Here is a 24,201-nt window from a genome sequence, read left to right as displayed (position 1 = left end):
CCGGGGTCAGAACGTCGCGCGGATTTCCCCGACCCGCTCCCCGCCCCCGGTCAGGGGCGCGTCGGCGAGCCCGGCCGGCACCGGTGCGGCCGTGCCCATCCGCTCCAGGGCGCGGGCCGTGACCGGGCCCAGCGCCCGGGTGGCGCCGTCCTCGATCTTGAACGCCAGGGCGCGGCCGTCCGGCAGCGCCACCGCCTGCACCGCCTCGGCGCCCATCTTCGCCAGCGCGCCCGGTATCCCGCGCATCAGCAGGGTGTCGGCGCGCCGGGTGCCCGCCACGTACTCGGGGTGGGCGCGCATCGCGTCCGCGACCCGGCGCCCGGGGCTGCCGGGGGCGGCCAGCACCAGGGCGCGGAAGGCACGGGCCAGGCCGGTGAGGGAGAAGGCGAACAGCGGGGCGCCGCAGCCGTCCGTCCCGGTGTGCGCCACCGGCTCGCCCGCCGCGGCCTCGACCGTTTCGCGGACCAGCAGTTGCAGGGGGTGCCCGGGGTCGAGGCAGCCGGCGCGCGGCCAGCCGTTCGCGTCGCAGGCGGCGAGGAACGCGGTGTGCTTGCCCGAGCAGTTCATGGCGGCGCGGGACGGGCGCCCGCCGGCCGCCAGCCACCGCTCGGCCTCCACCCGGTCCAGCGGCAGGTCGGGCGGGCAGGTCAGCTCGTCCTCGGCCAGCCCGTGCTCGGCGAGCAGCCTGCGCACCAGGTCCAGGTGGAAGGGCTCGCCGGAGTGGCTGGCCGCGGCCAGCGCCAGCCGCTCGCCGGACAGCTCCGCACCCGCCCGCAGCACGGCCGCCGCCTGCAGCGGCTTGACGCAGGAGCGGGGGAAGACCGGCGCCGTCACCTCGCCCAGCGACCACTCGACCGCGCCGTCCGGACCGAGCGCCACCAGCGAGCCGCGGTGCCGGCTCTCGGTGAAGCCGGAGCGGACGGCCTCGGCGAGGACCGGGGGGGCCGGAAGGGCCGCAGGGGTCGAGGACGCGTCGGAGGCGGACACGGTGGTGCTCATGGGCGGGGCCTTCCCTGGGTGCGGGAGGGACGGCCGCCGCCCGGGGTCAGGGCAGCAGGTCGTCCACGTGTGCTTCGCCCTCACGGTACCTGCGGGCGATCTCCGCGCTGCACCCGTTCGCCGTGTCCTGGAGCACCTGGCGGCGGCGGGAGAGCTGCCGCTCGTACTGGCCCAGCCGCACCATGGCGGTGTGCAGTTCGTCCTCGGTGCGGGCGGCCGGATCGGAGAGCTCCACCTCGGCGAGCACGTTCTCGGCCAGCCGCCGGTACTCCTCGCTGCGCGGGGTGCGCAGGGTCACATGGCGGGCGGACCGTGCCGGGCCGCCCGCCGGCGAGGGGCCGTCGGCGAGGATCTCCGCCAGCCGGTCGACGACCGGCGCCGCCGTGCCGCCGCGGCGGGCCAGTTCGGCGCGCAGCAGGTCGAGCCGGCCCTGGACCAGCCGCCGTACGTAGCCGGTGTCCGCCTCCTCCTGCTGCGCCTGGCGGCGCAGTTCGCGCAACTGGGGCAGGCGCAGGCCGGTGAGCCTCGGGGGCTCGGTGTCGCGCAGCACCGCCGGGAGCGCCCCGTACGCGTCCGGCGGGGTGCCCGGCGGGGCGTCCCCCGGTGAGGCGTCCGACGGCGGGTCCGGCGGGCTGCCCGGTGGGATGTCCGGCGGGGTGCTCGGTGCGGGTGTGCCGTGGGTGTCGGCGGCCGTGCGGGTCGCCGGTACGGTTCCGGGCGTCTGCCCGGTTCCGGCAGTGCTCATGGTCTTGTGCCCCTCGTCCCCTTCGCCGTGGACCGCGGCGGAGCACCGCGGCCCGCCGCGGATACGCCGCGCCGGCCACCGCGCGCACCGTGCGGTACGCGCCGTGCGGTACGCATCGTGCCATCACGGGCACCCTCCGTGCAGCGCGGGGCACCCCTCCGGCGGGTGCCGGGCGGCCGTCCGGCGGGCGCCCGCAGGGGTGCGCCGGGGGCGCGACCGGGCGCATGCCGCGGCCGGCCCGGGGGCGCGGCATGATGGTCCGCATGCGTGCTGTGGTGCAGAGGGTGGACGGGGCCAGGGTCGTCGTCGGGAGCGGGGACGAGGGCGGCGCGGCGGACGGGGCCGGTGAGGAGACCGTCGGTGAGATCAAGGGCGAGGGGCTGTGCGTACTGGTCGGGGTGACCCATGACGACACTCCGGAGAAGGCGGACAGGCTCGCGCGCAAACTGTGGGGCCTGCGCGTGCTGGAGGGGGAGCGCTCCTGCTCGGACACCGGGGCGCCGCTGCTGGTGGTGAGCCAGTTCACTCTCTACGGTGACGCCCGCAAGGGGCGCCGCCCCACCTGGCAGGCCGCCGCTCCCGGCCCGGTCGCCGAGCCGCTGGTGGACGAGGTGTGCGCCCGGCTGCGGGCGCTGGGCGCCCGGGTGGAGACGGGCCGGTTCGGGGCGAGGATGGCGGTCTCGCTCACGAACGACGGCCCGTTCACGGTGCTGCTGGAGGTGTGACCCTGCCGGAGGTGTGACCCGGCTGCCCGCACGGGGGAGGCGACGGGCAGCCGGGCGTTCGTCGGGCGGCTCCGCGGAAGGACCGGGGGAGCCGCCGGGGCGGTCACTTCACCGAGCCGGCCATCACGCCCTGCACGAAGTGCTTCTGGAAGGCGAAGAACACCACCAGCGGCACGGCCAGGGAGAGGAAGGCGCCGGGCGCCAGGATCTCGATGTTGCTGCCGAACTGCCGCATCTCCGACTGGAGCGCGACGGTCAGCGGCTGCGAGTCGCTGTCCGCGAAGATCAGCGCGACCAGCATGTCGTTCCACACCCACAGGAACTGGAAGATCGCCAGGCTCGCGATCGCGGGCCGCCCCACCGGCAGGATGAGCCGCGTGAAGATCCGCCACTCCCCGCCGCCGTCCATCCGCGCGGCCTCCAGCATCTCGCGGGGGATCTCCGCGAAGTAGTTGCGCAGCAGGAAGACCGCGAACGGCAGACCGTAGGCGATGTGGAACAGCACCACCCCGGGGATCGTGCCGAACAGCCCCAGCGCGCCGAACATCTTCGCCACCGGCAGCAGCCCGACCTGGACCGGCACCACCAGCAGGCCGACCACCACCAGGAAGATCCAGTCGCGGCCGGGGAACTCCAGCCAGGCGAACGCGTAGCCCGCCAGGGCCGCGATCACCACCACCGAGACGGTGGTGGGCACCGAGATCAGCACGGTGTTCCAGAAGGCCTCGGTGATGCCGGAGTTCTCCAGCAGCGCCGTGTAGTTGTCGACCGACAGCCCGCCCGGCTCGGCCAGCGCCTCCCACCAGCCGCCGGCGGCGTTGTCCTCCTCCGAGCGCAGCGAGGACAGGAACAGGCCCAGCGCGGGGGTGATCCAGACCAGCGCGATCACGACGAGGAACACCTGGACCGCGGTCCTGCCCAGCAGGGCCGTGAGCCGCCCGGCGGCCCCCCGCCGGGCGGGGGCGGGGAGCCCGGCGGGGGGTGGGGACCCGGCCCCCGCGGCCGCCGCCGCGAGGGCCGGGGACTGTGCGGCCGGTGCCTTCCCGGGGTTCTCCGGCTCCGGGTTGTCCGGCCTCTCCTGGACGGTGCCGTGGGCGGTCATCGCTGGCTCCTGCGGAAGCGTCGGATGTTGAAGATCATGGCCGGGACCACCAGGAGCAGCAGCAGGACGCCGATGGCGCTGCCCAGGCCCTGGTTGTTGCCGCCGCCGAAGGAGACCAGCCACATCTGCATGGCCAGCACGTTGGCGTCCTCGAGCACCGGACCGGGGGCGATGATGTAGACGAGGTCGAAGACCTTCAGCACGTTGATCACCAGGGTCACGAAGACCACGGTCAGCACGGGCGCGAGCAGCGGCACGGTGATCCGGCGGAAGATCTGCCACTCGTTCGCGCCGTCCATCCGGGCGGCCTCCAGCACGTCCCGGGGCATCGCGGCCAGCCCGGCGCCGATGAGGACCATCGAGAAGCCCGTCCAGATCCACAGGTAGGCGCCGATGATCGCCGGGGTGACCAGGGCCGGGCCCAGCCAGGAGACGCCGCCGTAGGGCTCGGCGAAGTTGGCCGCGGGCAGCTTCAGGGAGTACGCGCCGCTCCCCGACAGCCCGGTGAAGCGGAACGAGCCGTCGGCCGCGGTGGTGGCCTCCCCCACCACCTCGCCGTCGCGCACCGCCTGGACCGTCATGCCGGGCAGCCCGCGCTCCCCGGAGTCGATCCGGCCCGCCTCGCCGCCCCCGCCGGGGGTGAAGTCCAGATAGACGGTGCCGGCCAGCGCCCCCTCCCCGGCCTTCGGGGCGCCCGCGGCGGGTTCCGCACCGGCGGGCACCTCCTTCGGCGGTACGCCGACCACGCCCAGGGAGACGGTGCGGTCGCCGGGCGACAGGTCCGCGGCCGTGGAGTACGAGCCGTCCGCGGCCCTGGTGACCCCGCTCTCCTCCCGGACGCGGGCGCCGGGGTAGGAGGGCTCGTCGGCGAAGGCGCCGTGGACGCCGGTGACGACGGCGTTGAGGATGCCGCGCTCGGGGTCCTGCTCGTAGGTGATGCGGAAGATGATGCCCGCGGCGAGGAAGGAGATCGCCATCGGCATGAACATCAGGATCTTGAACGCGGTGGCCCAGCGCACCTTCTCGGTGAGCACGGCCAGGACCAGCCCGAGCCCGGTCAGCAGCGCCGGGGCGGCCACGACCCAGACGGCGGTGTTGCGGACGGCCTTGAGGGTGGCCGGATCGCGGAACATCTCGACGTAGTTCCCGGCGCCCACGAACCGGTCGCCGGAGGCGTCGAAGAGACTGCGGCCGACGGAGAACAGGATCGGGTACGCGACCAGCGCGCCGAGCAGCAGCAGGGCGGGCAGCAGGAACAGCGCGGCGCTCAGTTGCCGGCGCCGCCGGGCGCTTCGCCGGAGCGCCGCGGCGCGGTCGTCGGGGGCGGGCGCCCCGGCCGGGGCGCCTTCCCGGCCGTCAGCCGCCGGGGCGGGCGGTACGGGGACCGCCGCGGGGGGAGAGGAGGTCACGGCTGTTCCCCCTCAGCCCTGCTGCCAGGCCTTGGCCGCGGCGGCCTCCAGCTTCTCCGCGGTGCCGGCCGGGTCGGAGGGGTCGCGCAGGAAGTCCTGGAGGAGCTTCCACTCGCCGGCGCCCTGGGTGCCGCCGAAGGCCGCCGGGGCCTGGTCGGACATGTCGAACCGCACGTCGTCGCCGGCCGCCACCAGGGACTCGGCGGTCTGCCGGGTGGTCTCGTCCTGGTAGGCGTTCAGGTCCAGGGACTCGTTGGGGGAGAGGAAGCCGCCCGAGGCGGCCCACACCTCGGCCGCCTCGGGGGTGGCCAGGAACTCCACGAACGCCATGCCCGCCTTGGTGTTCCCGCCCTTCTTGAGCACCACCGCGGCGTCCCCGCCGCCGACCACCGGCGGCTCGCCGCCGTCCACGGCCGGGAAGGGGAAGAACTTCGCGTCCTCGCCGACCCGCTTGCCGAACTGGCCCGAGATCAGGCCCGCGACGAAGTCGCCCTCGTAGACCATGCCGGCCTTCGGGTCGTCGCCGAAGACCCGTTCGACGGACTCGGGGAAGTCGGTGCGCAGCGCCCCGGTGCCGCCGCCCTCCACCAGCTCGTCGTCGCCGAAGAGTTCGCCCAGGGTGGTGAGGGCCTTGACGACGGACGGGTCGGTCCAGGGGATCTCGTGGTGGGCGAGCTTGTCGTACATCGCGGGGCCGGCCTGGGAGAGGTAGATGTTCTCGAACCAGTCGGTGAGCGGCCAGCCGGACTCGCCGGCGACGGAGAAGGCCGCCAGGCCGGAGTCGGAGAGGGTGCGGCCCGCCGTCAGCAACTGGTCGTAGGTCTCGGGCGGGTTGACGCCGGCCTGCTCGAACGCCTCCGGGCTGTACCAGACGGTCGACTTGTGGGACGCCTTGAAGTACAGGCCGTAGAAGATCCCGTCGACGGTGCCGTAGTCCTTCCACACCGGGGCGAAGTGGTTGTCGGCGAGCTGGTCGGTGTCCCTGGACAGCGGCTTGAGCCAGCCCTTCTCGGCGAACTGCCGGAGCACGCCGACCTGCGGGACCATCACCACGTCGGGCGCGTTGCCGCCCTCGATCTTGCTGCCGATGACGGTGGAGACGTTGTCGCCGGTGGAGACGAACTTCGTCTCGGCGCCGGTCTTCTCGGTGAAGGCGGCCATGACCTTCTTGAAGTTCTCCTGCTCGACGCCGGTCCACACGCCGGCGACCGTGACCGTCTGGCCCTTGAGGTCCTGTCCCGAGGAGTCGGCGGCGCTGTCCCCGCCGCAGGCCGTCGCGGTGAGGGCGAGGACGAGCGAGGCGGCTCCGGCCACCGTGCCGCGCCGTCCGGCGGCACCCCTCGCGCGTCCGGTACGTCCGCCGCTGCCGGTGCTCTCCGTACGGCCTGTACGTCCTGTGCGTTCGGTGGTCATGGCTCTCCTCTTCGAGGCCGGGGCCGCGCGGCGGCCGGACGGTGCGGTGCGTGGCGTGCGGTGCTCGTGGTGCCGGCTCGGCGGGAGGCCGGGCGGGGCCCCTTCCCGGCCGTGGCGGTGCGCGCCCGCGTTGCTTCCGTTTCCTGCGCCGGGTGAAGGGCAGCCACGACTGTGCCAGCCGCCGTTATGCATTCATGTTAAGTAGCGGAAACAGTGAGGTGTCAACGAGTGGTCGGAAAGCTGCCCTGCTATGGCCGTAGATGTCCGCGCGTAAGGGCGGCGGAGGACTCTTCCGGTACCTAACGTGTAGGTATCTGTCGGAGAGATGCACTCAACTCTCCGGCCCGGCACCGGTCCTGACGCCGGAGTCAGCCGCCGCGGGCGACCGCCCGCAGCTCCCGCGCAAGCCGCGCCACCGCCGCCTTCGGCGTCTGGCGCCCCGCCATCGCGTCGTGCACCACGGCCTGCACCACCAGGCTCACCTGGTCGTAGCGCGGGCTCTTGGGCCGCGGCTCGGCCGCCAGCACACTCTCCCGCAGCGTCGGCAGGTAGGGGAAGGCGCGTACCAGCTCCGGATCCGAGTACAGCTCCGCCCGCACCGGCGGCAGCGCCCCCTCGGTGAGCACCCGGCGCTGCACCCGCTCACCGGTGAGGTACGCGATCAGGTCGGCCGCCGTCTCCGGATGCCGGGAGTGGGCGCTGACCGCCAGGTTGGAGCCGCCCAGCACACTGACGCCCGGACCGTCCGGCCCCGGCAGCGGCACCGCCCCGAACCGCCCGGCGACCTTCGAGTCCGGGCCGTTCGCCATGGAGTGCACATACGGCCAGTTGCGCAGGAACAGCAGCCGCCCCTCCTGGAACGCCCGCCGCGACTCCTCCTCCTTCCAGCCCAGCGACTCCTCGGGTATCCAGCCCTCCCGCACCCCCTCGGTGAGGAAGCGCAGCCCCGCGCGGGCCGCGTCGCTGTCCACGGTCACCGTCGCGCCCTCGTCGCCGAGGAAGGAACCGCCGGCCGAGCGCACCGCCTCGGTGGCGTTGGCCGTCAGTCCCTCGTACGGCAGGAACTGCCCGGCGTAGCCGTCCAGTCCGTGCCGCGGGGCGACCTCCCGCGCCAGCCGGGCCAGCTCCGCCCAGGTGCGCGGGGGCTCCTCGCCCGCCGCCGCCAGCACGTCCGAGCGGTAGTACAGCAGCCCGGCGTTGGTGACGTACGGCACCGCGTACAGCCGCCCGCCGAAGGTGGCGGTGTCCACCACCGGCGGCAGGAACGTCCCCAGCGGGAAGCGGTCCGGGTCGACGGGCGCGATCCAGCCCGCCGCGGCGAACTCCGACGTCCAGGCCACGTCGATGTTGAGCACGTCGAAGCGGTCGCTGCCGGAGCGCAGGGCGGTGACCATCTGGGCCCGGGTCTCGTCCGCCGAGTCCGGCAGCTCCACCAGGGTGGCCCGCTCGCCGGGGCGCGCGCGGTTCCAGTCGTCGAGCACCGGATCGAGGTACTCGGTCAGATCCCCGGCCGTGACCAGGGTGACCGGTCCGCGCCCGCCGTCGTGCGCGGCCGGACGCGCCGCCGGGGAACCCGCCCCCGCATGACCCGCCAGGACGACGGCGACCGCCAGGAGCCCCCTGCCCGCGGCCCTCGTCCACCGCATAGGTCCCTCCCCGTGCACCGGTCTCGCCGTCGGGCGCCGAACAGCCCGTATTCACCCGTCGGGCATGGGCGATACTAGACGCCGACCGACCGCCGGCCGACCGCCCGGCACCGAGAAGCGGAACCGGAACCGGAACGAACGGGGAGGAAGGAGAGGGCGCGTGCGTCTGCCGCTCCTGGCCCTCCTCGCGGCCGGCCCCGCCCACGGGTACGAGCTGAAGCAGGCCCTCGAGAAGCTCCTGGGCGCCGCCTACCCCCAGCCGAACGTCGGCCAGATCTACGTCACCCTGGGCCGCCTGGAGAAGGCCGGCCTGATCGAGGGCGAGGACGTCTCCCAGTCCGCCCGGCCCAACAAGCGGATCTACCGGCTCACCGAGGCGGGCCGCGAGGCGGTGCTGGCCTGGTTCGAGGAGCCGACCGACGAGCCGCGGGTGCGCGACGAGTTCTTCATGAAGCTCGCCCTCGCCCCGCGGACCGGCCTGGCCGACCAGCTCACCCTGATCAACAAGCAGCGCCGCCAGTACCTCAACACCATGCGCGCCCTGTCGAGGCTGGCCGCCGCCGAGGACCGGGACAACCGGGTGGCGCAACTGCTGATCGAGGGCGCGATACTGCACCTCCAGGCCGACCTCGACTGGCTGGAACGCTGTCAGGAGGAGTTGGATTGACCCGCACCGGCCGCCCCGCCGAGCCCGCCGCGCCCGCCGACCCGCCGCCGGAGCCCGCCGGGCCGGAGCCCGCCGCGCCCCCCATCGTCCGCGCCGAGGGCCTGGTCAAGACCCACCACGGCGAGGGCGCCCCGGTGACGGCCGTACGGGGCGTGGACCTGACCGTGGAACGCGGCGAGTTCGTCGCCGTCACCGGCCCCTCCGGCGCGGGCAAGTCCACCCTGCTGCACCTGCTCGGCGGCCTCCAGAAACCCGACAGCGGACGCATCTGGTTCGACGGCGCCTGCCTGGACCCCTACGGCGAGGCCCGCTGGGCGGTGCTGCGCCGCCGTCGCATCGGCATCGTCTTCCAGTTCTTCAACCTCGTCTCCAACCTCACCGTCGCCGACAACGTCGAACTCCCCGCCCTGCTGGCCGGCCGCGGCCCGAAGCGGGCCCGCGCCGACCGCGCCGAACTCCTCGCCGAGCTCGGCCTGACCGGCAAGGAGCGCAGCATGCCCGGCGAGCTGTCCGGCGGTGAGCAGCAGCGCGTCGCCCTGGCCCGCGCCCTGGTCAACCAGCCCGACCTGCTGCTGGCCGACGAACCCGCCGGCAGCCTGGACAGCCGGGGCACCCGCGAGGTGCTGCGGCTGCTCTCCCGCTTCCACGCCCGCGGCCAGACGATCGTGCTGGTCACCCATGACGCCCGGATGGCCAGCGCCGCCGACCGGGTGATCAGCTTCTTCGACGGCCGGATAGCCGACGACGCCGCCCTGGAGCCGGGAGCCCCCGGTGCCGCCGCCCGCCCCGGACGGCGCGGCGGCGGCGTGGCCGGCGTACTGGAACTCAGGGACTGAGGACGCATGCGCGCCACCCTGCGCTGGGCCCACGCCGACCTGCGGGCACACCGCGGCGAGACGCTGTTCACCGTCCTGGCCACCGTCGGGATCACCGCCTCGCTGCTGCTCGCCGGGGCGCTGTTCTCCTACGCCGCCGACCCCTGGCAGCGGATCTTCACCCAGTCCGAGGGCGCCCATGTGTGGCTCCACACCAGGGCCGGCGCCGAGACGGGGAAGCTCACCGGCCTGGACGGCGTCGAGGGCGTCTCCGGACCCTTCCGCACCGTCCGCGCCACCGTCGGACTGGGCGGCGCCCGGGCGGGCGCCGAACTGCGGGCCACCGGCCCCCATCCCCCGGAGGTCAGCCGCCCGCGGCTCACCTCGGGCCGCTGGACGCGCGCCACCGCACCCGACGAGATCGTCCTGGAGTCCTCCCTGGCCCGGGCCCTGTGGGCGGAGACCGGCGACACGCTCACCGTCCGCGGCACCGGCACCGGCACCGGCACCGGCACCGGCACCGGCAGTGGTGGTGGCACCGGCACCGCGCCGCACACCCTGCGCGTGGTGGGCGTCGCCGACACCGCCGAACCCCGCTACACCCCCGGCGAGACCCCCGGCACCGGCTGGCTCTCCCCCCGCGCCCTGCGCGCCCTCGCGCCCGCACCCGACCGCACCGGCCAGACCGTCGGACTCCGGCTGGCCGACCCCGGCGACACCGACTACACCGTCCAGCGGGCGGTCACCCTGCTCGGCGCCGACCAGATCACCCAGGTGACCCGCTGGCAGCAGGCCCGCGCCGACGCCGAGAGCGACAACCGGCTCCTCGGCCTGCTGCTCGGCCTGTTCGGACTCGGGGCGCTGCTCGCCGCCGCGCTGGCGGTCGCCGCGGCGATCTCCGCCCGCGTCCGGGGCCAGCTCCGGGACATCTCCGTGCTCAAGGCCGTCGGCTTCACCCCCGCCCAGGTGGTGCGGGCCTTCCTCGTCCAGCACCTGGGCTTCGCCCTGCTCGGCGTCGCCTGCGGCGCGGCCGTCACCGAGCTGCTGGGCCCGTACGTGCCCGGCCGCATCGGGGAGGCCGTCCGGGTGTGGCGGCAACTGCCCGGCCACACCTGGACGGTGCTGCGCACCACCGGCGCCGCGGTGCTGTTCATCGCCGCCGTCACCTCACTCGCCGCCTGGCGCGCGGGCCGGGTACCGCCGGTGCCGGTGGCGCGTACGGCCGCGCCGCGCGGCCTGGGCGCGCTCACCGCCGTGGAGCGGCGCCTGCTGGGCGTCCGCCGGCTGCCGACCGCCCTGGTGCTGGGCTGGCGCGGCGCCTTCGCCGGCCGGGCCCGCTTCCTGGCCGACGTGGGGCGGCTGGCCGTACCGCTGCTGATGGTCACCATCGCGCTGGGCACCTGGGCCACCCTGGACCGCTTCGAGAGCCACCCCGGGGAGGTCGGCCTGCCCGCCGCGCTCACCGTGCGCGACACCACCCCCGGCACCCCCGACGCCCGCACCGGTCCCGGCGCCTCCGCCGACCCCGGCGCCGCCCTCGCCCCCGAACTGCGCGAGCTGCTGACCGGCCACCCCGCCGTCACCGCCGTCCACCCCGGCGCGGAGGTCGAGGCCCTGGTCCCCGGCCAGACCGGCACCATCACCCTGCGCGGCCTGGGCACCGACGCCGCCCCCTACCCGTTCGCCCTCGCCGAGGGCCGCGCCCCGCACGGCCCGGACGAGGCGGTCGCCGGACAGGGCCTGCTGGACCTGCTGGACGTACGCGTCGGCGACTGGGTGCGGATGACGGTCCAGGGCCGCCCGCAGATCCTCCACATCACCGGCCGCAGCATCGAGCCCGACGACGGCGGCCGGATCATCGCCACCTCCCTGGACAACCTCCGCGAGAACGGCACCGCCGGACCCGGCTTCCACCAGCTCGTGCTGCGCGACGGCGCCGACGCGGCCGAGGTCGGCGCCGAGCTGACGGCCGCCTCCGGCGGGCGGCTGGAGGCCCGCCAGGTCGCCAACCCCGCCGACGGCCTCTCCGCCGTACGCGGCGTCGTCCTCGGCCTGGTGCTGGTGCTCGCCCTGATCGGCCTCGCCGAACTGTCCACCGTCATCGGCGCCCGGGTCCGCGACCGCCGCCGCGATCTGCTGGCCCTCAAGGCCGTCGGCCTGACGCACCGCCAGATAGCGGGCGTGGTCGTGGCGTCCACCGGCTTCACCGCCCTGGCCGCCGCCCTGCTCGGCACGGCGGTGGGCGTCCCCGCCGCGAACTGGCTGATCGACGCCCAGGGCCGGGCCGGCGGCGTCGGCGCGGGCATCGCCGCGCCCCCGCACCCGGGCGCCCTGGCCCTGGTGGCGGTGGCGGCCGTACTGGGCGCGGTCGCCGTCTCCGTCCTCCCCGCCGCCCGCCTGGCCCGCCGCCGCATCGCGGACACCCTCAGCGAGACGCTCTGAGGGTGTCCGGCCGTCCGGGCCGGGGCGGGACGGGGACCACAACCGGGGCCGGAACCGGAACCGGCCTGCGGTCAGGAGTTCCCCGGCAGCCGCCGGAAGCGCTCCACGGCCTCCTCCTCTCCCCCTTCCTCCCCCGGCGTCTCCTTCCGCCTCTTCTCCTTGCGGTACTCGACCGCCGGGATTCCCCGCAGGTCGTCCACGCCGGGGAACTCCTCCCCCTGCCGGAAATCCGTGCCGTACACCTGCATGTCCTCCTCCGGCCCCGGGTGCATGCCGGTGTGGGAGCTCCCCACCTCCATGAGGTAGCGGCCCTCCGCCGAGGAGCGGCGGCGGTCCCTGGTGACGACCTGGTCGGCGTAGGTGTTCATGGTGGCGGCGCGCTGGAACAGGGTGTTCGCGGGAATGGCCGTGGCCGGCCGCCGGGCCGGGCGGCCGTCCAGCCCCTTGACCCGCATGCCCTGCGCCTTGGCGGCCGTCAGCAGCGACCCCAGCCCGTTCGCGCCGAGGCTCATGCTGCCGTCGTAGCGGGTGACGAAGGCCTGGAGTTCCGGGGGCATCGGCCCGCCGCCCAGGAACGCGTCGACATGGGCCTGGTAGCTGTCCTCCCGGATGCTCTCCAGGTAGACGGTGTTCACCCCGGCGGCCTTGATCTCCGCCATGTTGGTGGTGAGGAACTTCCAGATCTCCGCCCCGCTGTGGCTGGCCACGCCGATGGCCACGCCCTCGTAGTCCGCCAGCAGCGTGCGCAGGTCGCCCATCGCGTCCTGGGAACCGGCCAGCTTCGCGTCCACGTCCGCGTGGCGCCGGCCGCGGTCCTCCGGGGTCTCCGTGTAAGCGTCGCGGGTGGCCCGTGCGGCCTGCCCCATCTGCTGGTCGCGGGCGTCCTGCCCGGCCCAGTAGCCGGCCGTGCCCGGGTCGTTGCGCCCGAGGCCCTCCACCACGCCGGAGCGGCCCGCCGCCCACGGCACACCCGGGGTCAGCCGACTGAGGCCGCCCAGTGTGTAGTGCAGTGCCGGGTTCTGTTCCTGGAGGGTCTGCGGGTCCTCGTCGATCTCCAGACGCTCCTTGGTGGTGTTGTTCCGGACCTCCGCCGGCAGGGAGTTCCACTCGGCGGCGGTCAGCTTGTTGGGCGTACGGCCGTCCTTGTGGCTCCTGCGGGGCCCGCGCACCCGGGTGGAGGGCCCCGGCGGATTCCGGACCAGCTCCTCGTCCTCGTCCATGCGCTGGACCACGGGCGGGCCGCCGGAGGCCGCCGCCGAACGCTGGACGGGAGCCTCCTGACCGTGGCCGGCCCCGTGCTCGTTCCGCTGCTCTGCCACCATCCGCGACACCGCCGCGTTCCCGGCCTGGCTCTGGAGCGCCAGCACGGCGTCGGCGGCGGTCCCGCCGCCGGAGGCGGGCGTCTGCCGTGCGGCCGCCTCGGCGGTCCGGCGCCGCCGCTCGTCCTCGCTCTCGTGCCGGGACCGATGTGCACGCATGCGCGCCTCCTCCGCAGGGCCGTCCAGCCAGTGGAAGCCACCGCCCGGCCCGGTGGAACGGCCGTACGGGCACCTGATGGCGCAACGCCCCTGCCCGGCGCGTCCTTCCCGCGCCCGGTCTCCGTCCCGCCCGGGAGGGGGAAGGGAACCGGCCGCGGGGACACGCGGACGCGTACGGCTCAGCCGTGGAAGGTGATGTACCCGTTGCCGTCGCGGTCGGAGCCGCTCCTGGTGTACGAGTGGGTGTCCGCGCGGCTGCCGGTCGGCTTGACCAGGTAGACGGTGTCGCGGTCGTTGTTCCACAGGAAGTTGCAGTTGTCGCGGTAGACGACGTTCTTCGCGTCGGAGTCGGTGCCGTGGCCGCCGCGCAGCCTGACGTGGTCGCCGGGCTGGAGGTAGTGGTTCGCCCGGAAGGCGAAGCGGTTCCCGGCGGCGTCCTTGACGAGGTGGCCCCGGAGGTTCACGGTCTTCGTCCGGGAGTAGTTCTTGACCGTCAGGTACTCCTGGTACGTGTTGCCGGAGGAGCAGCTGTTGCTGTCCCGGCCGGGCGCGTCGTACTGGACACCGCGGACCTTCAGCGCCGAGGTGTACTCGGCGGCCTGGGCCGGCGGAGCGACCAGGAAGCCCAGCACGCCGACGGTGGCGGCGGAGGTGACGGCTATGACGGAGCGCTTGCGCACGGTGAATCCCCCCACAGGATCTCGAACTGGTGCTGCGGGTACATGACTCACGACACCCCGTGATGGTTGCACGGTGAACAACATTGGTTCACCGCCCGTTCACCGGCGCCCCGTCGCGGCACCCGGCGGGGCGCCGGCCGCTGGGTGCCGCCCCTATCCCTCGCCCCGCCGGTACGCCCGGAAGCTCTCCAGCAGTTCCTGGTCCTTCCCGTCGTCGAAGGGGGAGTCGATGCCGCGGAAGACACCGTCCGCGTCGGCGCTCTCGGCGAACTCCTCGAAGTCCGTGTTGGCGAGGGAGAGGTTGACCACGACACTGCGGAGCCCGGTCAGGCCGACCCGGAGGGCCTGCCCGTACCCTTCCCACGCCTCCTCTTCCTCCTCTTCCTCCCCTTCGTCATCCTCGTCCTCGGAGTCCTGGAAGGTGTCGACGGCGAGGAGCGGGGCGTCGTCCTGCGACAGGGCGACGTGGTCGGCGACGAGGACGAACGTCTCCTCCTCGCTGACCAGTTCCAGCAACTGCTCGACGGTGGCGCCCTCATGGGCGGGGTCGTCCACGAAGCACATCCGGGTCACATCGTCCAGCCCCTCCTGACATGCTCTCCTGAGGGCCTCCCACGCACTCTGGTCGGAGAAGTCCGTCCGCACCAGCAGGGTGCTCTCGTCGTCGAAGGGCAGCAGGTTCATGGGGGAATCCTCCGGAGCGTGACGGTGTCCGCGGCCCGCGGCCACGGCGATCACCAGGGAGGACGCCCCGGCCGGAGAGCAGGTTCAGCCGCACTGCCGTGTGACGGGCCGGCACCGGGCGAGCCCGGGTAGGTTGGCGGGGCCCGGCCCCGTCCCGCCAACCGCCAAGGACGCCTTGTGCAGTTCCTCGTGCTGCTCGCCGCCCTGCTGACCGGAGTGATCGCCACCGTGTTCCTCGTGGTGCGCGGGCTCAGGGGGATACGCGGAGCCAGGCGGCACTCCCGCCGGGAGCGGCTGCGCGCGGCGGCCCTCCTCGCCGGCGTGGGCGCCGTGACCCTGTACGTGTGGGGACTGCTTCACCTGGCGGGCGCGGTGGCGGAGGCGGAGGACGGCGGAACCGACTCCTCCCCGCTCCGGCCGTGCCACACCGCCGACGCACAGGCCGCGTCCCACGTCGACGGCTACCGCGTGAGCTACGTACCGCTCCGCTTCGAGTGCGGGCTCACCGGCGGCGGCGCGTACGACGCCCCCGTCGTCCCGGGGTACGTCAACCCGGCCGTGGCCCTCCTCGGCCTGACCGCCGTCGCCTGCGGCATCCTCGCCGCCACGGGCCCGGCAGCTCCGGCGCCCACGGCGGCCGCGCCTCAGAGGTAGAGCTGGCGGGCGCAGGCGCGACAGTGGGTCTTGCCCTCGCGCTGCTCGGTCTCCGGGTGTTCGCACGCCTCGGTCCCGGCGCTGGTCTCGATCGGCGTCTCCGGCTCGGCTTCGGTGTCGGTCATCGGGCGGCTCTCCGGGTGGGGGGCGGGAAGCGGTACAGCCTGCGGCGGGGCAGCCGGTGACGGCCGGGCCGCGGGCGGTCGGCGGGCGCGTCCCGGGTGTGGGACTGGGCGCGGACCATGTGGTCGAGTTCCGCGATGCAGGCGCCGCACGCGTACAGATCCCCGATGGCACCGGGAACATGTACGGATCCGACCCACAGTACGCGTACGTCCGCGCGTCGGCAGTACAGCCAACAGGACCCTCTCACCCACCTGTTGGCGTCGCCCGGCTGCGCGGGGAGCGGCCATCCGTCGCGCCACGGGCGCTCGACGGCCGGGGCGAACGTCATGCCGTACCCCCGTCCCCGGTTCCGCCCTCGGTCCAGTCCTCGGCGGTCCGGAAGACTGCGTAGTCCGCGAAGGTCCGGCGGTACCGCCGGTGCCCGGTCTCCTGGACGTGCCTGCGCTGCCACTCCTCGACGGGCCCGGGGTGGTGGTGCGTACCGGACGCCGCACCGCACTCCGCCTCGTCCCCGGAGACGCAGCGGGACGCGTACTCCGGCTCGGCGGTCTCGTCCTGGCCCACGGTGAACGGCACATACCGGAACACGCGCCGGGTCACCGCGCGGCCTCCCCGGCCTTCTCTCCGTCAACGGCCCGCCGTTCCGTAACCATATGTGGTGCTCCATCCGGGATTTCCCTGCACAAGATGTGATGTGACTACTACCGTGGGTGCCTGTCCGGTTACGAGCATGACCCGGAACGGAGCCCGGAAATCCCTGCTCGGAGCCGGTGGCACCGGCCTGCGGGGCCGTTTCCACACCTACAACGGAGGGAGGTCGCCTTGCCGCCGAGAAGGGTCGTCACCGGGCGCAGCCAGGAGCCGCGCCGGCGGTTCGCGGAGGAGATCCGGCTGCTGCGCACCGAGCGGAAACTCAGCCTGCGCAAGCTCGGTGAGGCGCTGGGCTGGGACTGGTCGCTGTTCTCCAAGATGGAGAGCGGCCACACGGTCAGCAGCCCCGACGTCGTCCAGGCCCTCGACCAGTACTACGGGACGCGGGGGATGCTGCTGGTCCTGTGGGAGCTGGCGGTCGCCGACACCACCCAGTTCCGTGAGCGCTATCGCCGCTTCATGGCCCTGGAGGCCGAGGCCGTGGGTATCCAGCAGTACTCACCCAGCCTCATGCCCGGTTTGCTCCAGACCGAGGCGTACGCCCGTCACATGTTCCGGCTGGGCGGCCTGCCGCCGAGCGCGGAGTTGGACCAGCAGACGGATGCGCGGATGAGCCGCAAGGACGCGCTGATCCGCAAGGAACCGGCCTACTTCCGCGCGATCCTCGATGAAGCCGTGCTGCGCCGGCCGCTTCCGGATGCCGAGGAGTGGCGTGGCCAGTTGAAGCACTTGGAGGAGATGACGAGACAGGAGAACGTGATGATCCAGGTTCTCCCGTTCTCGGCCGGTCCCTGCGAACTGGCCAACACGGACACGGCACTTCTGCGTCTTCTGGACGGCCGGACGGTCGCCTGGGTGGAGAGCGGGTACAGCGGGGAACTGATCGAGGAGGCAGCCAAAGTCGAACGGCTTACGGTCGACTTCGACCGGCTGCGTGATCATGCTCTGCCTCCGCGTGAATCAGCGGAGTTCGTACTCCAACTCCTGGAGGAGCTTCCATGACCGCATCCCAGCAGGGGATAACCGCAGTGCAGTGGCGCAAGTCCAGCTACAGCAACCAGGACGGGGGCAACTGCGTCGAGGTGGCCGACGGGCTCCCCGGTGCCGTCCCGGTGCGGGACAGCAAGGAACCGCAGGGTCCGGCGCTCGTCTTCGGACCGGACGCCTGGGCGTCGTTCGTGACCGCCGTCCGGGGCGGGCGGCTCACCGCCTGAGCCGTCGGGCCGGACGATCCGGCCCCCGGCATACGTCGACGGCCCTCGCCGTCCGGCGAGGGCCGTCCGCCGTGCCGCTCAGCGGCGCCGGGGCTTCCGGCGCGCGCGAGCCTGCCGGGGCCGTGCCGACGGTGCGCCGGACCGTGCGGAGGACTCGCTCGGCCGCTCCCGGTCGTCGTGGCCGGGGTGCTCCGAGTCGGAGTCCTCCGAATCGGCGTCCACGAGCGTGACGTCCGCGAAGTCGGGAGCCTGGAAGGGATTCCTCGCCGGAGGCCGTGCCTCTGTTGTGGGGGGTGTGGGCGCCGGTTCGGGCGCGGAGAACAGAGAAGGCGTGTCGATGGGAAATCCCTTTCGGAGGGGTGCGCCGAGCGTAGGTGACGAGTGGGGGCTCAGAGATGGGCCAGTTTGGAGTACGGGCTCTGGATCCAACCCTGACGGGCACCGAAGTCGACGAGGACCGCGACGCCGTCATCGACGCCGGTGACCCGGCCGAGGCCGTACGTGTCGTGTGTGACCCGGTCTCCCACGGCGAAGTGCTTGGGGGGTGGTACGACCGGGGCCTTGAAGGGGCTGGTGGGCAAGTGGCGCCGGGCTGCGGCTGGCTTTGTCATTGATGCCAGTATGCACCCGCCGATCCGGTGTGCGCCCGGGCGTACGGTTTCCTCTTGGCCACTCTTTCGGCACCGTGCGGGCACTCCCACCAGGACGGGACACGTTTGCCGAGGCCACCGCCATTCTCCGGTGCCGCCTCCGCTGTCGGTGGCCCGTGTGAGACTCAGCACGTGATCGTCGAACGCGCATACGCACATGTGGCCTCGTACGACGAGCGGCGCTGGCCCTGGTCCGTTCCCTGTGTCCGCGAGCTCCTGGGGAACGGGTTGTGCTTCACCGCGCCGGTGACCTTCCTCGTCGGCGAGAACGGCTCGGGCAAGTCGACACTGGTCGAGGCGCTGGCGGAGGGCTTCGGGCTGGACCCCTGGGGCGGCTCGCACGACTGGCGCTACGCGAGCTCCCGGGGCAAGTCGGTGCTGGGCCAGTCGGTCCGCTTCGACGCGGCGCCGGGCGGGCGGCGCATGCTGGGGAGCTGGGCCGCCCGCAAGGGGTTCTTCCTGCGTGCGGAGACGGCGATGAACGCGCTGGACCGGGAGGGCTTCGCTCCGGAAGCGGTCAGCCACGGCGAGGGCTTCCTCGCGGCCTTCCGGGAGAAGTTCCTCGCCCCGGGGCTGTATGTGATGGACGAGCCGGAGGCGGCCCTGTCGTTCTCCTCCTGCCTCGAACTGCTCGGCCACCTCGACCAGTTGACGAGGAACGGCGGCCAGGTCGTCTGCGCCACCCACTCCCCGCTGCTGACCGCGCTGCCGGGCGCGGACATAGTCGAGGTCGGCGAGCACGGCATGCGCCGGGTGGCCTGGCGCGAACTCGCCCTGGTCGACCACTGGCGCCGCTACCTAGAGAACCCGGGCGCGTATCTGCGGCACATCCTCGACTGAGGCGGCCGGAGCGGGCTACCGGCGGGCGGTCAGGCGGGCGGGGTCGAAGGTGACGGGGAACGGCTCGTCGAGGTGGGCGACGGCGCCCGCCAGGTGGGGCGGCTGCTCGGTGTAGGTGCCGTGCCGCAGTCGGCCGACGATCAGCCGTGGTGCGGGCTCCAGCTCGACGCGCCAGTAGTGCTCGATGCCCGCCGCCGCGTACAGCGACGGTTTGAGCTTGCGATCGGCGATCCGGGTGGAGGGGGAGGCGATCTCCACCACGGTGAGGACGTCGTGGGCGGAGACGGCGACGCCCGCTTCCTCGGTGGCCGCCGCGTCGACCACGGCCAGGTCCGGGATGAGCAGCCCGTCGGGAACGACGACGTTGATCGCCTCGAACACCTCCACGTCGGCGCCGACGGCTTCGGCGGCCTGCTCCAGCAGGACGTGCAGCCGGTGCGAGGCGCGCTGGTGCCCCAGCCCGGGAGCGGGACTCATCATCAGCGCACCCCCGACCAGCTCGACGCGCTGCGAGGTGTCCTCGGGCAGGGCCAGGACCTCGTCCACGGTCCACGGCCCGCCATGGCTGTAGGCGACACTCACGGTTCCTTTCACCTCCTTCCGGGCGGTCCTCCCAGTGTGGCCCGGCGGAGGGCCGGGTGTCTCCTCGGTGAGCTGCCCGGATCAGGTTTCTCGACTACTCATCGTAGACAAGCAAGCAGCGCATCGTGTTGTCTCCCTGTGTCCCGCCTCGGTCGTCGGCGGGGTGGGCGGCTCACGGCCTGAGTCCCGGCAGTGCAAGCAGGCTTCTGTCGGCCGTGGAGCTGTCCGGGGACTACCGGCCGGGATCGTCGGTGTGCTGTGCACAGGCACCGTCTGGGGGAAGTCTCCGGCGTCCGCCACCGGATCCGACCCTGCACGGTCGTCGCCGTGGGCCGGTCCGCCCTGGAAGGCGCGGCGGTAGGCCACGGGGGACAGGCCGACGTGCCGTGTGAAGTGCCGTCGCAGGTTCGCCGCGCTGCCCAGTCCGCTGTGGGCCGCCACGTGTTCGATGGAGAGGGGAGTCCCTTCCAGCAGGTGCTGGGCGTAGCGGATGCGTTCCTGCTGGAGCCAGCGCAGCGGTGGCATCCTGACGGTTTCCTCGAAGCGGCGGGCCAGTGTGCGTCTGCTGAGATTGGCGTGGCGTGCGAGGTCGTCGAGGGTGAGGGGCCGGTCGAGCCGGGAGCGGGCCCACTCCAGCAAGGGGGCAAGCCGGGTGTCGTCGCGGGCGACGGCGGGCACGTCGACGTACTGGGACTGGCCTCCTTCGCGGTGGGGTGGTGTGACGAGCCGGCGGGCCAGGGCGTTGACGACGGTGGTTCCGTGATCGGCCCGGACCAGTTCAAGACAGAGGTCGATGCCGGCGGCGGTGCCGGCTGAGGTGTAGACGCCGCCGTCCTCGATGTACAGCACTTTCGGATCGACGTGCACCTTCGGATAGCGGTGGGCCAGCTCTGCGGCGTGCATCCAGTGCGTGGTGGCGCGTCGGCCGTCGAGCAGACCGGCGGCCGCCAGGACGAAGGCGCCGGAGCAGATGGCGGCGATCCGGGCTCCGGCGGCGTGTGCGGCGCGGACGGCGTCGGCCAGTTCCGGGGGCGGTCGGTGTGTTTCGGCGCAGCTGGGGATCACCACGGTGTCCGCCTGGACGAGACGGTCGAGATCGTGTGCTTCCTGCGCGATGAAGCCGTGCGCGACCCGGGTGCCCGGTCGGACGGCGCAGATCTGCAGTTCGTACCAGGGGTCGGCGAGGTCGGGCCGGTTGATGCCGAAGACCTCACAGGGCACGGCCAGTTCGAAGACGGGTGCTCCCTCGGTGACGGCGACCGCAACACGATGGGCGGCAAGATCCGCGCGCATATCGGCAAGCTTGCCACTGGTGTGCCGGCGGCGGAAGGCCGAGGCTGATGCCTGCTGCCGGGGGCTCCCGGCTCCGCGGTCCGGAAGGAGTATGAGGGTGAGTACCACTGGCCGGACGTACGGCACGGCGGGGCAGGAACGGGAGATGCCGCCGCCGCGGGGCACCATCGGTTACGGGCAGGCGGTGGCGCTGTACGTCGGAGCCGTGCTGGGTGCGGGCGTTCTGGTCCTTCCCGGGCAGACGGCTTCGATGGCGGGCCCGGCGTCCCTGGTGGCCTGGCTCTTCATGGGGTTGCTCGGTCTGCCGCTGGCGATGACGTTCGCGGCTCTTGCCACGCGGTACCCGGACGCCGGCGGGATCGCCACCTACGCCACGCGGGCCTTCGGCCCGACGGCGGGCGGGCTGGCCGGCTGGTTCTACTTCGTCGCCGGGTCGATCGGGCAGACGGTCGTGCCGTTGACCGGTGGCTACTACGTCGCGACGGCCCTGGGTACGGACCAGTCCTCCGCCTACCTGATCGCGGCCGTGATCCTGGCCCTGGCCGTGGCGGCGAACCTCGTGGGAATGCGTCTGAGCGGACGTGTGCAACTCGCTCTGGCCGGCGGCGTCGCGCTCCTCCTCCTGGCAGCGACTGTCACCGCACTCCCGCACGTGACCGCCGACGCGTTCACCTCGTTCGCCCCGCACGGAGTCTCCGGCATCGCCCAGGCCGCCGTCGTACTGTTCTTCGCTTTCGCCGGCTGGGAAGCGGTGGCTCATCTCGCGGGCGAGTTCCGCGACGTGCGGCGCGACATGACCCGCGCGACGGTGACGACGGTCGTGGTGGTCCTCGTCCTGTACGCGGGGATCTCCTTCGCGGTCGTCGGGACGGCGACTTACGGCAACGCCGCGCTGGACCGGATCGCGGTCGGTGAGGTGCTGGGCACCGGTCTGGGCTTCAGCGCCACTGTCGCCGCCGCCGTCCTCGCCACCGTGATCAGCCTGGGCACCACGAACGCTTTCATCGCCTCCGTCTCCCGGCTCGGATACGCGCTCGGCCGTGACGGCTGGCTCCCGTCCCCCCTGGGCCGGCGTGGCGCGAACGGAGTCCCGGTGGCCGGTGTGCTGACCGTGGGCGGGATCGGCGCGGCCGGCCTGCTGGTCGGCTTCGCCGGCGACTGGGGGACCGAGGACATCGTCGGCATCCCGGCCTCACTCGTGCTGGTGACCTACCTCGTGGGGATGGCGGCCGGTGTCCGCCTGCTCACGGGCAAGACCCGCGTCCACGCCATGACCGCACTGGTGCTCACCATCGTGATCGCCCCGTTCGCCGCCGCCTACATCCTCGTCCCGGTACTCGTCGCGGTGGTGGCCCTGCTCTACCGGTGGACGAGGACCAGGACCAGGGCCGGGACACCGATGGCCGGAGACCGGTAAGCCTCTCGTCGGAATGGCCAGGACCGCGGTCGCGGACCCCCGCCCGGGGTGTGCCTGGAAGGGGGCGTTCCGGAATGTCCGTGAAAGGCTCGCCGCTTGCCGGGCCTCGGAGTGAGCGTTCCGGAACGGGCAGGTGGGGCCGAGTGGGCGGCGCGGGGCTGGAAACCTTCCGTGGCGCTTCGCTGGAAAGTGCTCTGAACAGCTAAAACGATGAACGCCGCAGAGTGTGGGGGTAGAGAACAAGCCGACTTCGTGAAGTGTCGCGGGGTGGCCCGGCGGTCGGTCGGGAGGGCGATGCGCCTTTCTGGACTGGTATGAGGTGTTCCGGTCGCCGGAGTCGGGTGGTGGGTGGCTTGCGGCGGGGTGTGTCCTGTTTGTTCCGGTGGGTCTGTTCTGTGGTGACTGGTCGGCGCTAGCGTCCCGCACCGCCAAGCGGTTCGTGCGGCCTCGCCGCGCGGGCTGTCGGGACCACCCGAATCGGGAGAGCAGAGGCATGAGATCCCTACGCAGACGTGTGGCAGCGGTGGCCGTCGCCCTGGGGGCGGCGCTGAGCACCGTGGTGACGGCGGTGCCCGCCGGGGCGCAGGCGGCGGCCCCGGACGGGGCGGGCGCCCGCGGTGAGGTGACGTTCGCCGTCTTCGACACCGGCGCGGGCATCCCTCGCGACCGCCCGTTCGAGCTCGGCGAGCTGACCGACCACCGGATTCCGCGGGAGACCGTGGAGCGGCTCGCCGCGAGTGAGCGGGTCGGCGCGGAGGAGTCCGCGGCGGCGCCGCTCCAGGCCCCGCCGGCCGACCGCAACGACATCGAGGGCGAGTGGCAGGACCGGGACGGCTGGAACGCCGTCATGCGCAAGGGCTGGTGGGACGGCGGCAACAGCGGCTTCGGGATGCGGAAGATCGACCAGAAGCACAATCTCAGCCTCGACGCCGTCAAGGCCACCACGATGTATCCGCGCCCCGGTCCGGAGGGCAAGGAGAACATCGGCGGCACGACGTGGAACTACCGCACCGAGGTGCTGCACGTGGAGTGCAGCGGGTGGTGGATCTTCCGCCGCTGCCGGGTCACCGAGGTCATGACGGTGCGCGCCGGGCTGGACTACCGCACGCTGGACGACGGCAAGGCGTTCGGGGCCGTCACCGCCTTCTGTGAGGGCGTGACGGGCCGCTGCCCGGACTGGGTGCGGGACGCCGTCAACATCTGACCCGTGTCCGGTGGGCCGGCCGGCGTCCGGCGCCGGCCGGCCCACCGGCGTGACCGTGGAGGGAGCCCGATGAGCGCACGGCCCACCCGTCCGACCCGTCCGGCCCGGCGGTGGCCCGCAGCCGAGTGGTGGGCGCCGCTGGTGAAGGACCTGGCGGCCGTCCAGCGGGGGAGCGCGGCGCTGGGGCTGGTGGTGCGCCGTGTCGCACTGGCCGGGCCCCGCCCGCTGGTCGAGGCGGCCTGGCCCGACGGCACCGCCGCCACCGTCGCCCCGGACCCCGAGGCGGGCGTACCGGCACTGCTGGCGGCACTGGGCGCCCGGGGCCCGGTGGCGCCCCCGCCCGGGAACCACGACCGGATCCACTGGGCGCCCGGCCGCGACGCGCCGCCGCTGCTCGCGTACGCCTGGCTGCTGGACGAGCTCGGCAGCACCAGCGACGCCTGGTACGCCTACACGCCCACGCCGGTCGAGCTGCTGGAGATCACCGCGGACGGGACCGAGGCCGTGGGCGTCGTGGTGGGGCGTCCCGGCCGCCGGGACGCCGTACGGGTCCGTGCCGCCCTGGCGCACCGGGGGGAGACCGGCGGCTTCGGGTACGCCGTGGTGGAACGTGCCGTGGCTGCCGGGGACGAGGACGGCGAGCCGTGCCCGGATTCCGTGGCCGGGCTGCCCGTCCGGCAGGTCACCCTGTCCGGCGGCTGACCCGCCTGACCCGCCGCCTGACCCGGCTGACCCGGCTGGCCCGCCGCTCCGGATGCCTCTAGT

General features: G+C 73.5%; 24 protein-coding genes and 1 pseudogene. 11 read left to right on the top strand and 14 right to left on the bottom strand.

The window, feature by feature from the left end; genetic code table 11:
• Positions 1-6 precede the first annotated feature (6 nt).
• Together CUT44_RS12635 and CUT44_RS12630 are read right to left on the bottom strand one after the other, a co-directional pair.
• Positions 7-999: an asparaginase gene (locus CUT44_RS12635; RefSeq protein WP_100202056.1), complete on the bottom strand. Its 993-nt coding sequence runs from the start codon at positions 997-999 to the stop codon at positions 7-9.
• 46 nt (positions 1,000-1,045) lie between these two features.
• Positions 1,046-1,744 (bottom strand): RsiG family protein, encoded by a 699-nt coding sequence (locus CUT44_RS12630; RefSeq protein ID WP_100202055.1) that lies wholly within the window; start codon positions 1,742-1,744, stop codon positions 1,046-1,048.
• 263 nt (positions 1,745-2,007) lie between these two features.
• Here CUT44_RS12630 and dtd point away from each other — a divergent pair, with 263 nt between their 5' ends.
• Complete coding sequence (dtd, locus tag CUT44_RS12625) at positions 2,008-2,469, top strand: D-aminoacyl-tRNA deacylase (protein WP_100202107.1); 462 nt, start codon at positions 2,008-2,010, stop codon at positions 2,467-2,469.
• Positions 2,470-2,572: 103 nt separating this feature from the next.
• On the opposite strand, the gene CUT44_RS12620 is transcribed toward dtd, so the two are convergent.
• The 4 genes from CUT44_RS12620 to CUT44_RS12605 all read right to left on the bottom strand — a co-directional run bounded on the left by CUT44_RS12620 (position 2,573) and on the right by CUT44_RS12605 (position 8,039).
• Positions 2,573-3,571 carry a carbohydrate ABC transporter permease gene (locus CUT44_RS12620; RefSeq protein WP_233221372.1) on the bottom strand — a complete coding sequence of 333 codons (999 nt, stop codon included), beginning with the start codon at positions 3,569-3,571 and terminating at the stop codon, positions 2,573-2,575.
• Complete coding sequence (locus CUT44_RS12615) at positions 3,568-4,980, bottom strand: carbohydrate ABC transporter permease (protein WP_100202054.1); 1,413 nt, start codon at positions 4,978-4,980, stop codon at positions 3,568-3,570. The genes CUT44_RS12620 and CUT44_RS12615 overlap by 4 nt, the downstream gene beginning before the upstream one ends.
• Before the next feature lie 12 nt (positions 4,981-4,992).
• The gene (locus tag CUT44_RS12610) at positions 4,993-6,393 is read right to left on the bottom strand and encodes an ABC transporter substrate-binding protein (protein WP_100202053.1); all 1,401 of its coding nucleotides are present in this window, start codon (positions 6,391-6,393) and stop codon (positions 4,993-4,995) included.
• Between the two features lie 368 nt (positions 6,394-6,761).
• Positions 6,762-8,039 carry an ABC transporter substrate-binding protein gene (locus CUT44_RS12605; protein ID WP_100202052.1) on the bottom strand — a complete coding sequence of 426 codons (1,278 nt, stop codon included), beginning with the start codon at positions 8,037-8,039 and terminating at the stop codon, positions 6,762-6,764.
• A 160-nt stretch (positions 8,040-8,199) separates the two neighbouring features.
• Here CUT44_RS12605 and CUT44_RS12600 point away from each other — a divergent pair, with 160 nt between their 5' ends.
• The 3 genes from CUT44_RS12600 (at position 8,200) to CUT44_RS12590 (ending at position 11,963) form a co-directional block, all read left to right on the top strand.
• Positions 8,200-8,706 (top strand): PadR family transcriptional regulator, encoded by a 507-nt coding sequence (locus CUT44_RS12600; protein WP_100202051.1) that lies wholly within the window; start codon positions 8,200-8,202, stop codon positions 8,704-8,706.
• An 83-nt stretch (positions 8,707-8,789) separates the two neighbouring features.
• Positions 8,790-9,542: an ABC transporter ATP-binding protein gene (locus CUT44_RS12595; RefSeq protein ID WP_100202105.1), complete on the top strand. Its 753-nt coding sequence runs from the start codon at positions 8,790-8,792 to the stop codon at positions 9,540-9,542.
• Between the two features lie 6 nt (positions 9,543-9,548).
• On the top strand, positions 9,549-11,963 hold the full coding sequence (locus CUT44_RS12590; protein WP_100202050.1) for an ABC transporter permease: 2,415 nt from the start codon (positions 9,549-9,551) through the stop codon (positions 11,961-11,963).
• A 71-nt stretch (positions 11,964-12,034) separates the two neighbouring features.
• Here CUT44_RS12590 and CUT44_RS12585 read toward each other — a convergent pair whose 3' ends face one another.
• The 3 genes from CUT44_RS12585 to CUT44_RS12575 all read right to left on the bottom strand — a co-directional run bounded on the left by CUT44_RS12585 (position 12,035) and on the right by CUT44_RS12575 (position 14,805).
• A complete protein-coding gene (locus tag CUT44_RS12585) occupies positions 12,035-13,441 on the bottom strand; it encodes a TraB/GumN family protein (RefSeq protein WP_100202049.1) in 1,407 nt (468 codons plus the stop codon).
• A gap of 179 nt (positions 13,442-13,620) precedes the next feature.
• Complete coding sequence (locus tag CUT44_RS12580) at positions 13,621-14,121, bottom strand: lamin tail domain-containing protein (protein WP_100202048.1); 501 nt, start codon at positions 14,119-14,121, stop codon at positions 13,621-13,623.
• A gap of 153 nt (positions 14,122-14,274) precedes the next feature.
• The gene (locus CUT44_RS12575; RefSeq protein ID WP_100202047.1) at positions 14,275-14,805 is read right to left on the bottom strand and encodes a DUF6924 domain-containing protein; all 531 of its coding nucleotides are present in this window, start codon (positions 14,803-14,805) and stop codon (positions 14,275-14,277) included.
• 177 nt (positions 14,806-14,982) lie between these two features.
• Between CUT44_RS12575 and CUT44_RS12570 the strand changes: the two genes are divergently transcribed.
• Positions 14,983-15,459 (top strand): hypothetical protein, encoded by a 477-nt coding sequence (locus CUT44_RS12570; RefSeq protein WP_233221371.1) that lies wholly within the window; start codon positions 14,983-14,985, stop codon positions 15,457-15,459.
• Here CUT44_RS12570 and CUT44_RS34510 read toward each other — a convergent pair.
• Positions 15,450-15,584 (bottom strand): hypothetical protein, encoded by a 135-nt coding sequence (locus CUT44_RS34510; protein WP_269846177.1) that lies wholly within the window; start codon positions 15,582-15,584, stop codon positions 15,450-15,452. The genes CUT44_RS12570 and CUT44_RS34510 overlap by 10 nt on opposite strands.
• A 325-nt stretch (positions 15,585-15,909) precedes the next feature.
• The gene (locus CUT44_RS12560; protein WP_100202046.1) at positions 15,910-16,185 is read right to left on the bottom strand and encodes a DUF7848 domain-containing protein; all 276 of its coding nucleotides are present in this window, start codon (positions 16,183-16,185) and stop codon (positions 15,910-15,912) included.
• A gap of 222 nt (positions 16,186-16,407) precedes the next feature.
• Here CUT44_RS12560 and CUT44_RS12555 point away from each other — a divergent pair, with 222 nt between their 5' ends.
• Together CUT44_RS12555 and CUT44_RS12550 are read left to right on the top strand one after the other, a co-directional pair.
• On the top strand, positions 16,408-17,238 hold the full coding sequence (locus tag CUT44_RS12555) for a helix-turn-helix domain-containing protein (protein ID WP_100202045.1): 831 nt from the start codon (positions 16,408-16,410) through the stop codon (positions 17,236-17,238).
• A complete protein-coding gene (locus CUT44_RS12550) occupies positions 17,235-17,450 on the top strand; it encodes a DUF397 domain-containing protein (RefSeq protein WP_100202044.1) in 216 nt (71 codons plus the stop codon). The genes CUT44_RS12555 and CUT44_RS12550 overlap by 4 nt, the downstream gene beginning before the upstream one ends.
• A 389-nt stretch (positions 17,451-17,839) precedes the next feature.
• Here CUT44_RS12550 and CUT44_RS12545 read toward each other — a convergent pair whose 3' ends face one another.
• Positions 17,840-18,061 (bottom strand): hypothetical protein, encoded by a 222-nt coding sequence (locus CUT44_RS12545; RefSeq protein ID WP_100202043.1) that lies wholly within the window; start codon positions 18,059-18,061, stop codon positions 17,840-17,842.
• Between the two features lie 171 nt (positions 18,062-18,232).
• Between CUT44_RS12545 and CUT44_RS12540 the strand changes: the two genes are divergently transcribed.
• Positions 18,233-18,940: an AAA family ATPase gene (locus CUT44_RS12540; protein WP_100202042.1), complete on the top strand. Its 708-nt coding sequence runs from the start codon at positions 18,233-18,235 to the stop codon at positions 18,938-18,940.
• Between the two features lie 15 nt (positions 18,941-18,955).
• Here CUT44_RS12540 and CUT44_RS12535 read toward each other — a convergent pair whose 3' ends face one another.
• Both CUT44_RS12535 and CUT44_RS12530 read right to left on the bottom strand, forming a co-directional pair.
• Positions 18,956-19,522 carry a Uma2 family endonuclease gene (locus CUT44_RS12535; protein WP_100202041.1) on the bottom strand — a complete coding sequence of 189 codons (567 nt, stop codon included), beginning with the start codon at positions 19,520-19,522 and terminating at the stop codon, positions 18,956-18,958.
• A gap of 330 nt (positions 19,523-19,852) precedes the next feature.
• Positions 19,853-20,815 (bottom strand): annotated as a pseudogene (locus CUT44_RS12530) (helix-turn-helix domain-containing protein); the annotation flags it as partial.
• 97 nt (positions 20,816-20,912) lie between these two features.
• Here CUT44_RS12530 and CUT44_RS12525 point away from each other — a divergent pair.
• The 3 genes from CUT44_RS12525 to CUT44_RS12515 all read left to right on the top strand — a co-directional run bounded on the left by CUT44_RS12525 (position 20,913) and on the right by CUT44_RS12515 (position 24,138).
• The gene (locus CUT44_RS12525; RefSeq protein ID WP_199185689.1) at positions 20,913-22,232 is read left to right on the top strand and encodes an APC family permease; all 1,320 of its coding nucleotides are present in this window, start codon (positions 20,913-20,915) and stop codon (positions 22,230-22,232) included.
• A gap of 493 nt (positions 22,233-22,725) precedes the next feature.
• Positions 22,726-23,436, top strand: a complete 711-nt coding sequence (locus tag CUT44_RS12520; protein ID WP_146252211.1) for a hypothetical protein — start codon at positions 22,726-22,728, stop codon at positions 23,434-23,436.
• 69 nt (positions 23,437-23,505) lie between these two features.
• Positions 23,506-24,138, top strand: coding sequence for a serine/threonine-protein kinase (locus tag CUT44_RS12515; RefSeq protein ID WP_100202037.1), 633 nt, complete (start codon positions 23,506-23,508; stop codon positions 24,136-24,138).
• Positions 24,139-24,201 lie beyond the last annotated feature (63 nt).

This window comes from Streptomyces carminius, from assembly GCF_002794255.1.
GTDB classification, from domain to species: Bacteria; Actinomycetota; Actinomycetes; order Streptomycetales; family Streptomycetaceae; genus Streptomyces; species Streptomyces carminius.
Note: the sequence above shows the minus strand (reverse complement) of the source record. Positions and strands in the feature narration are given on the sequence as shown.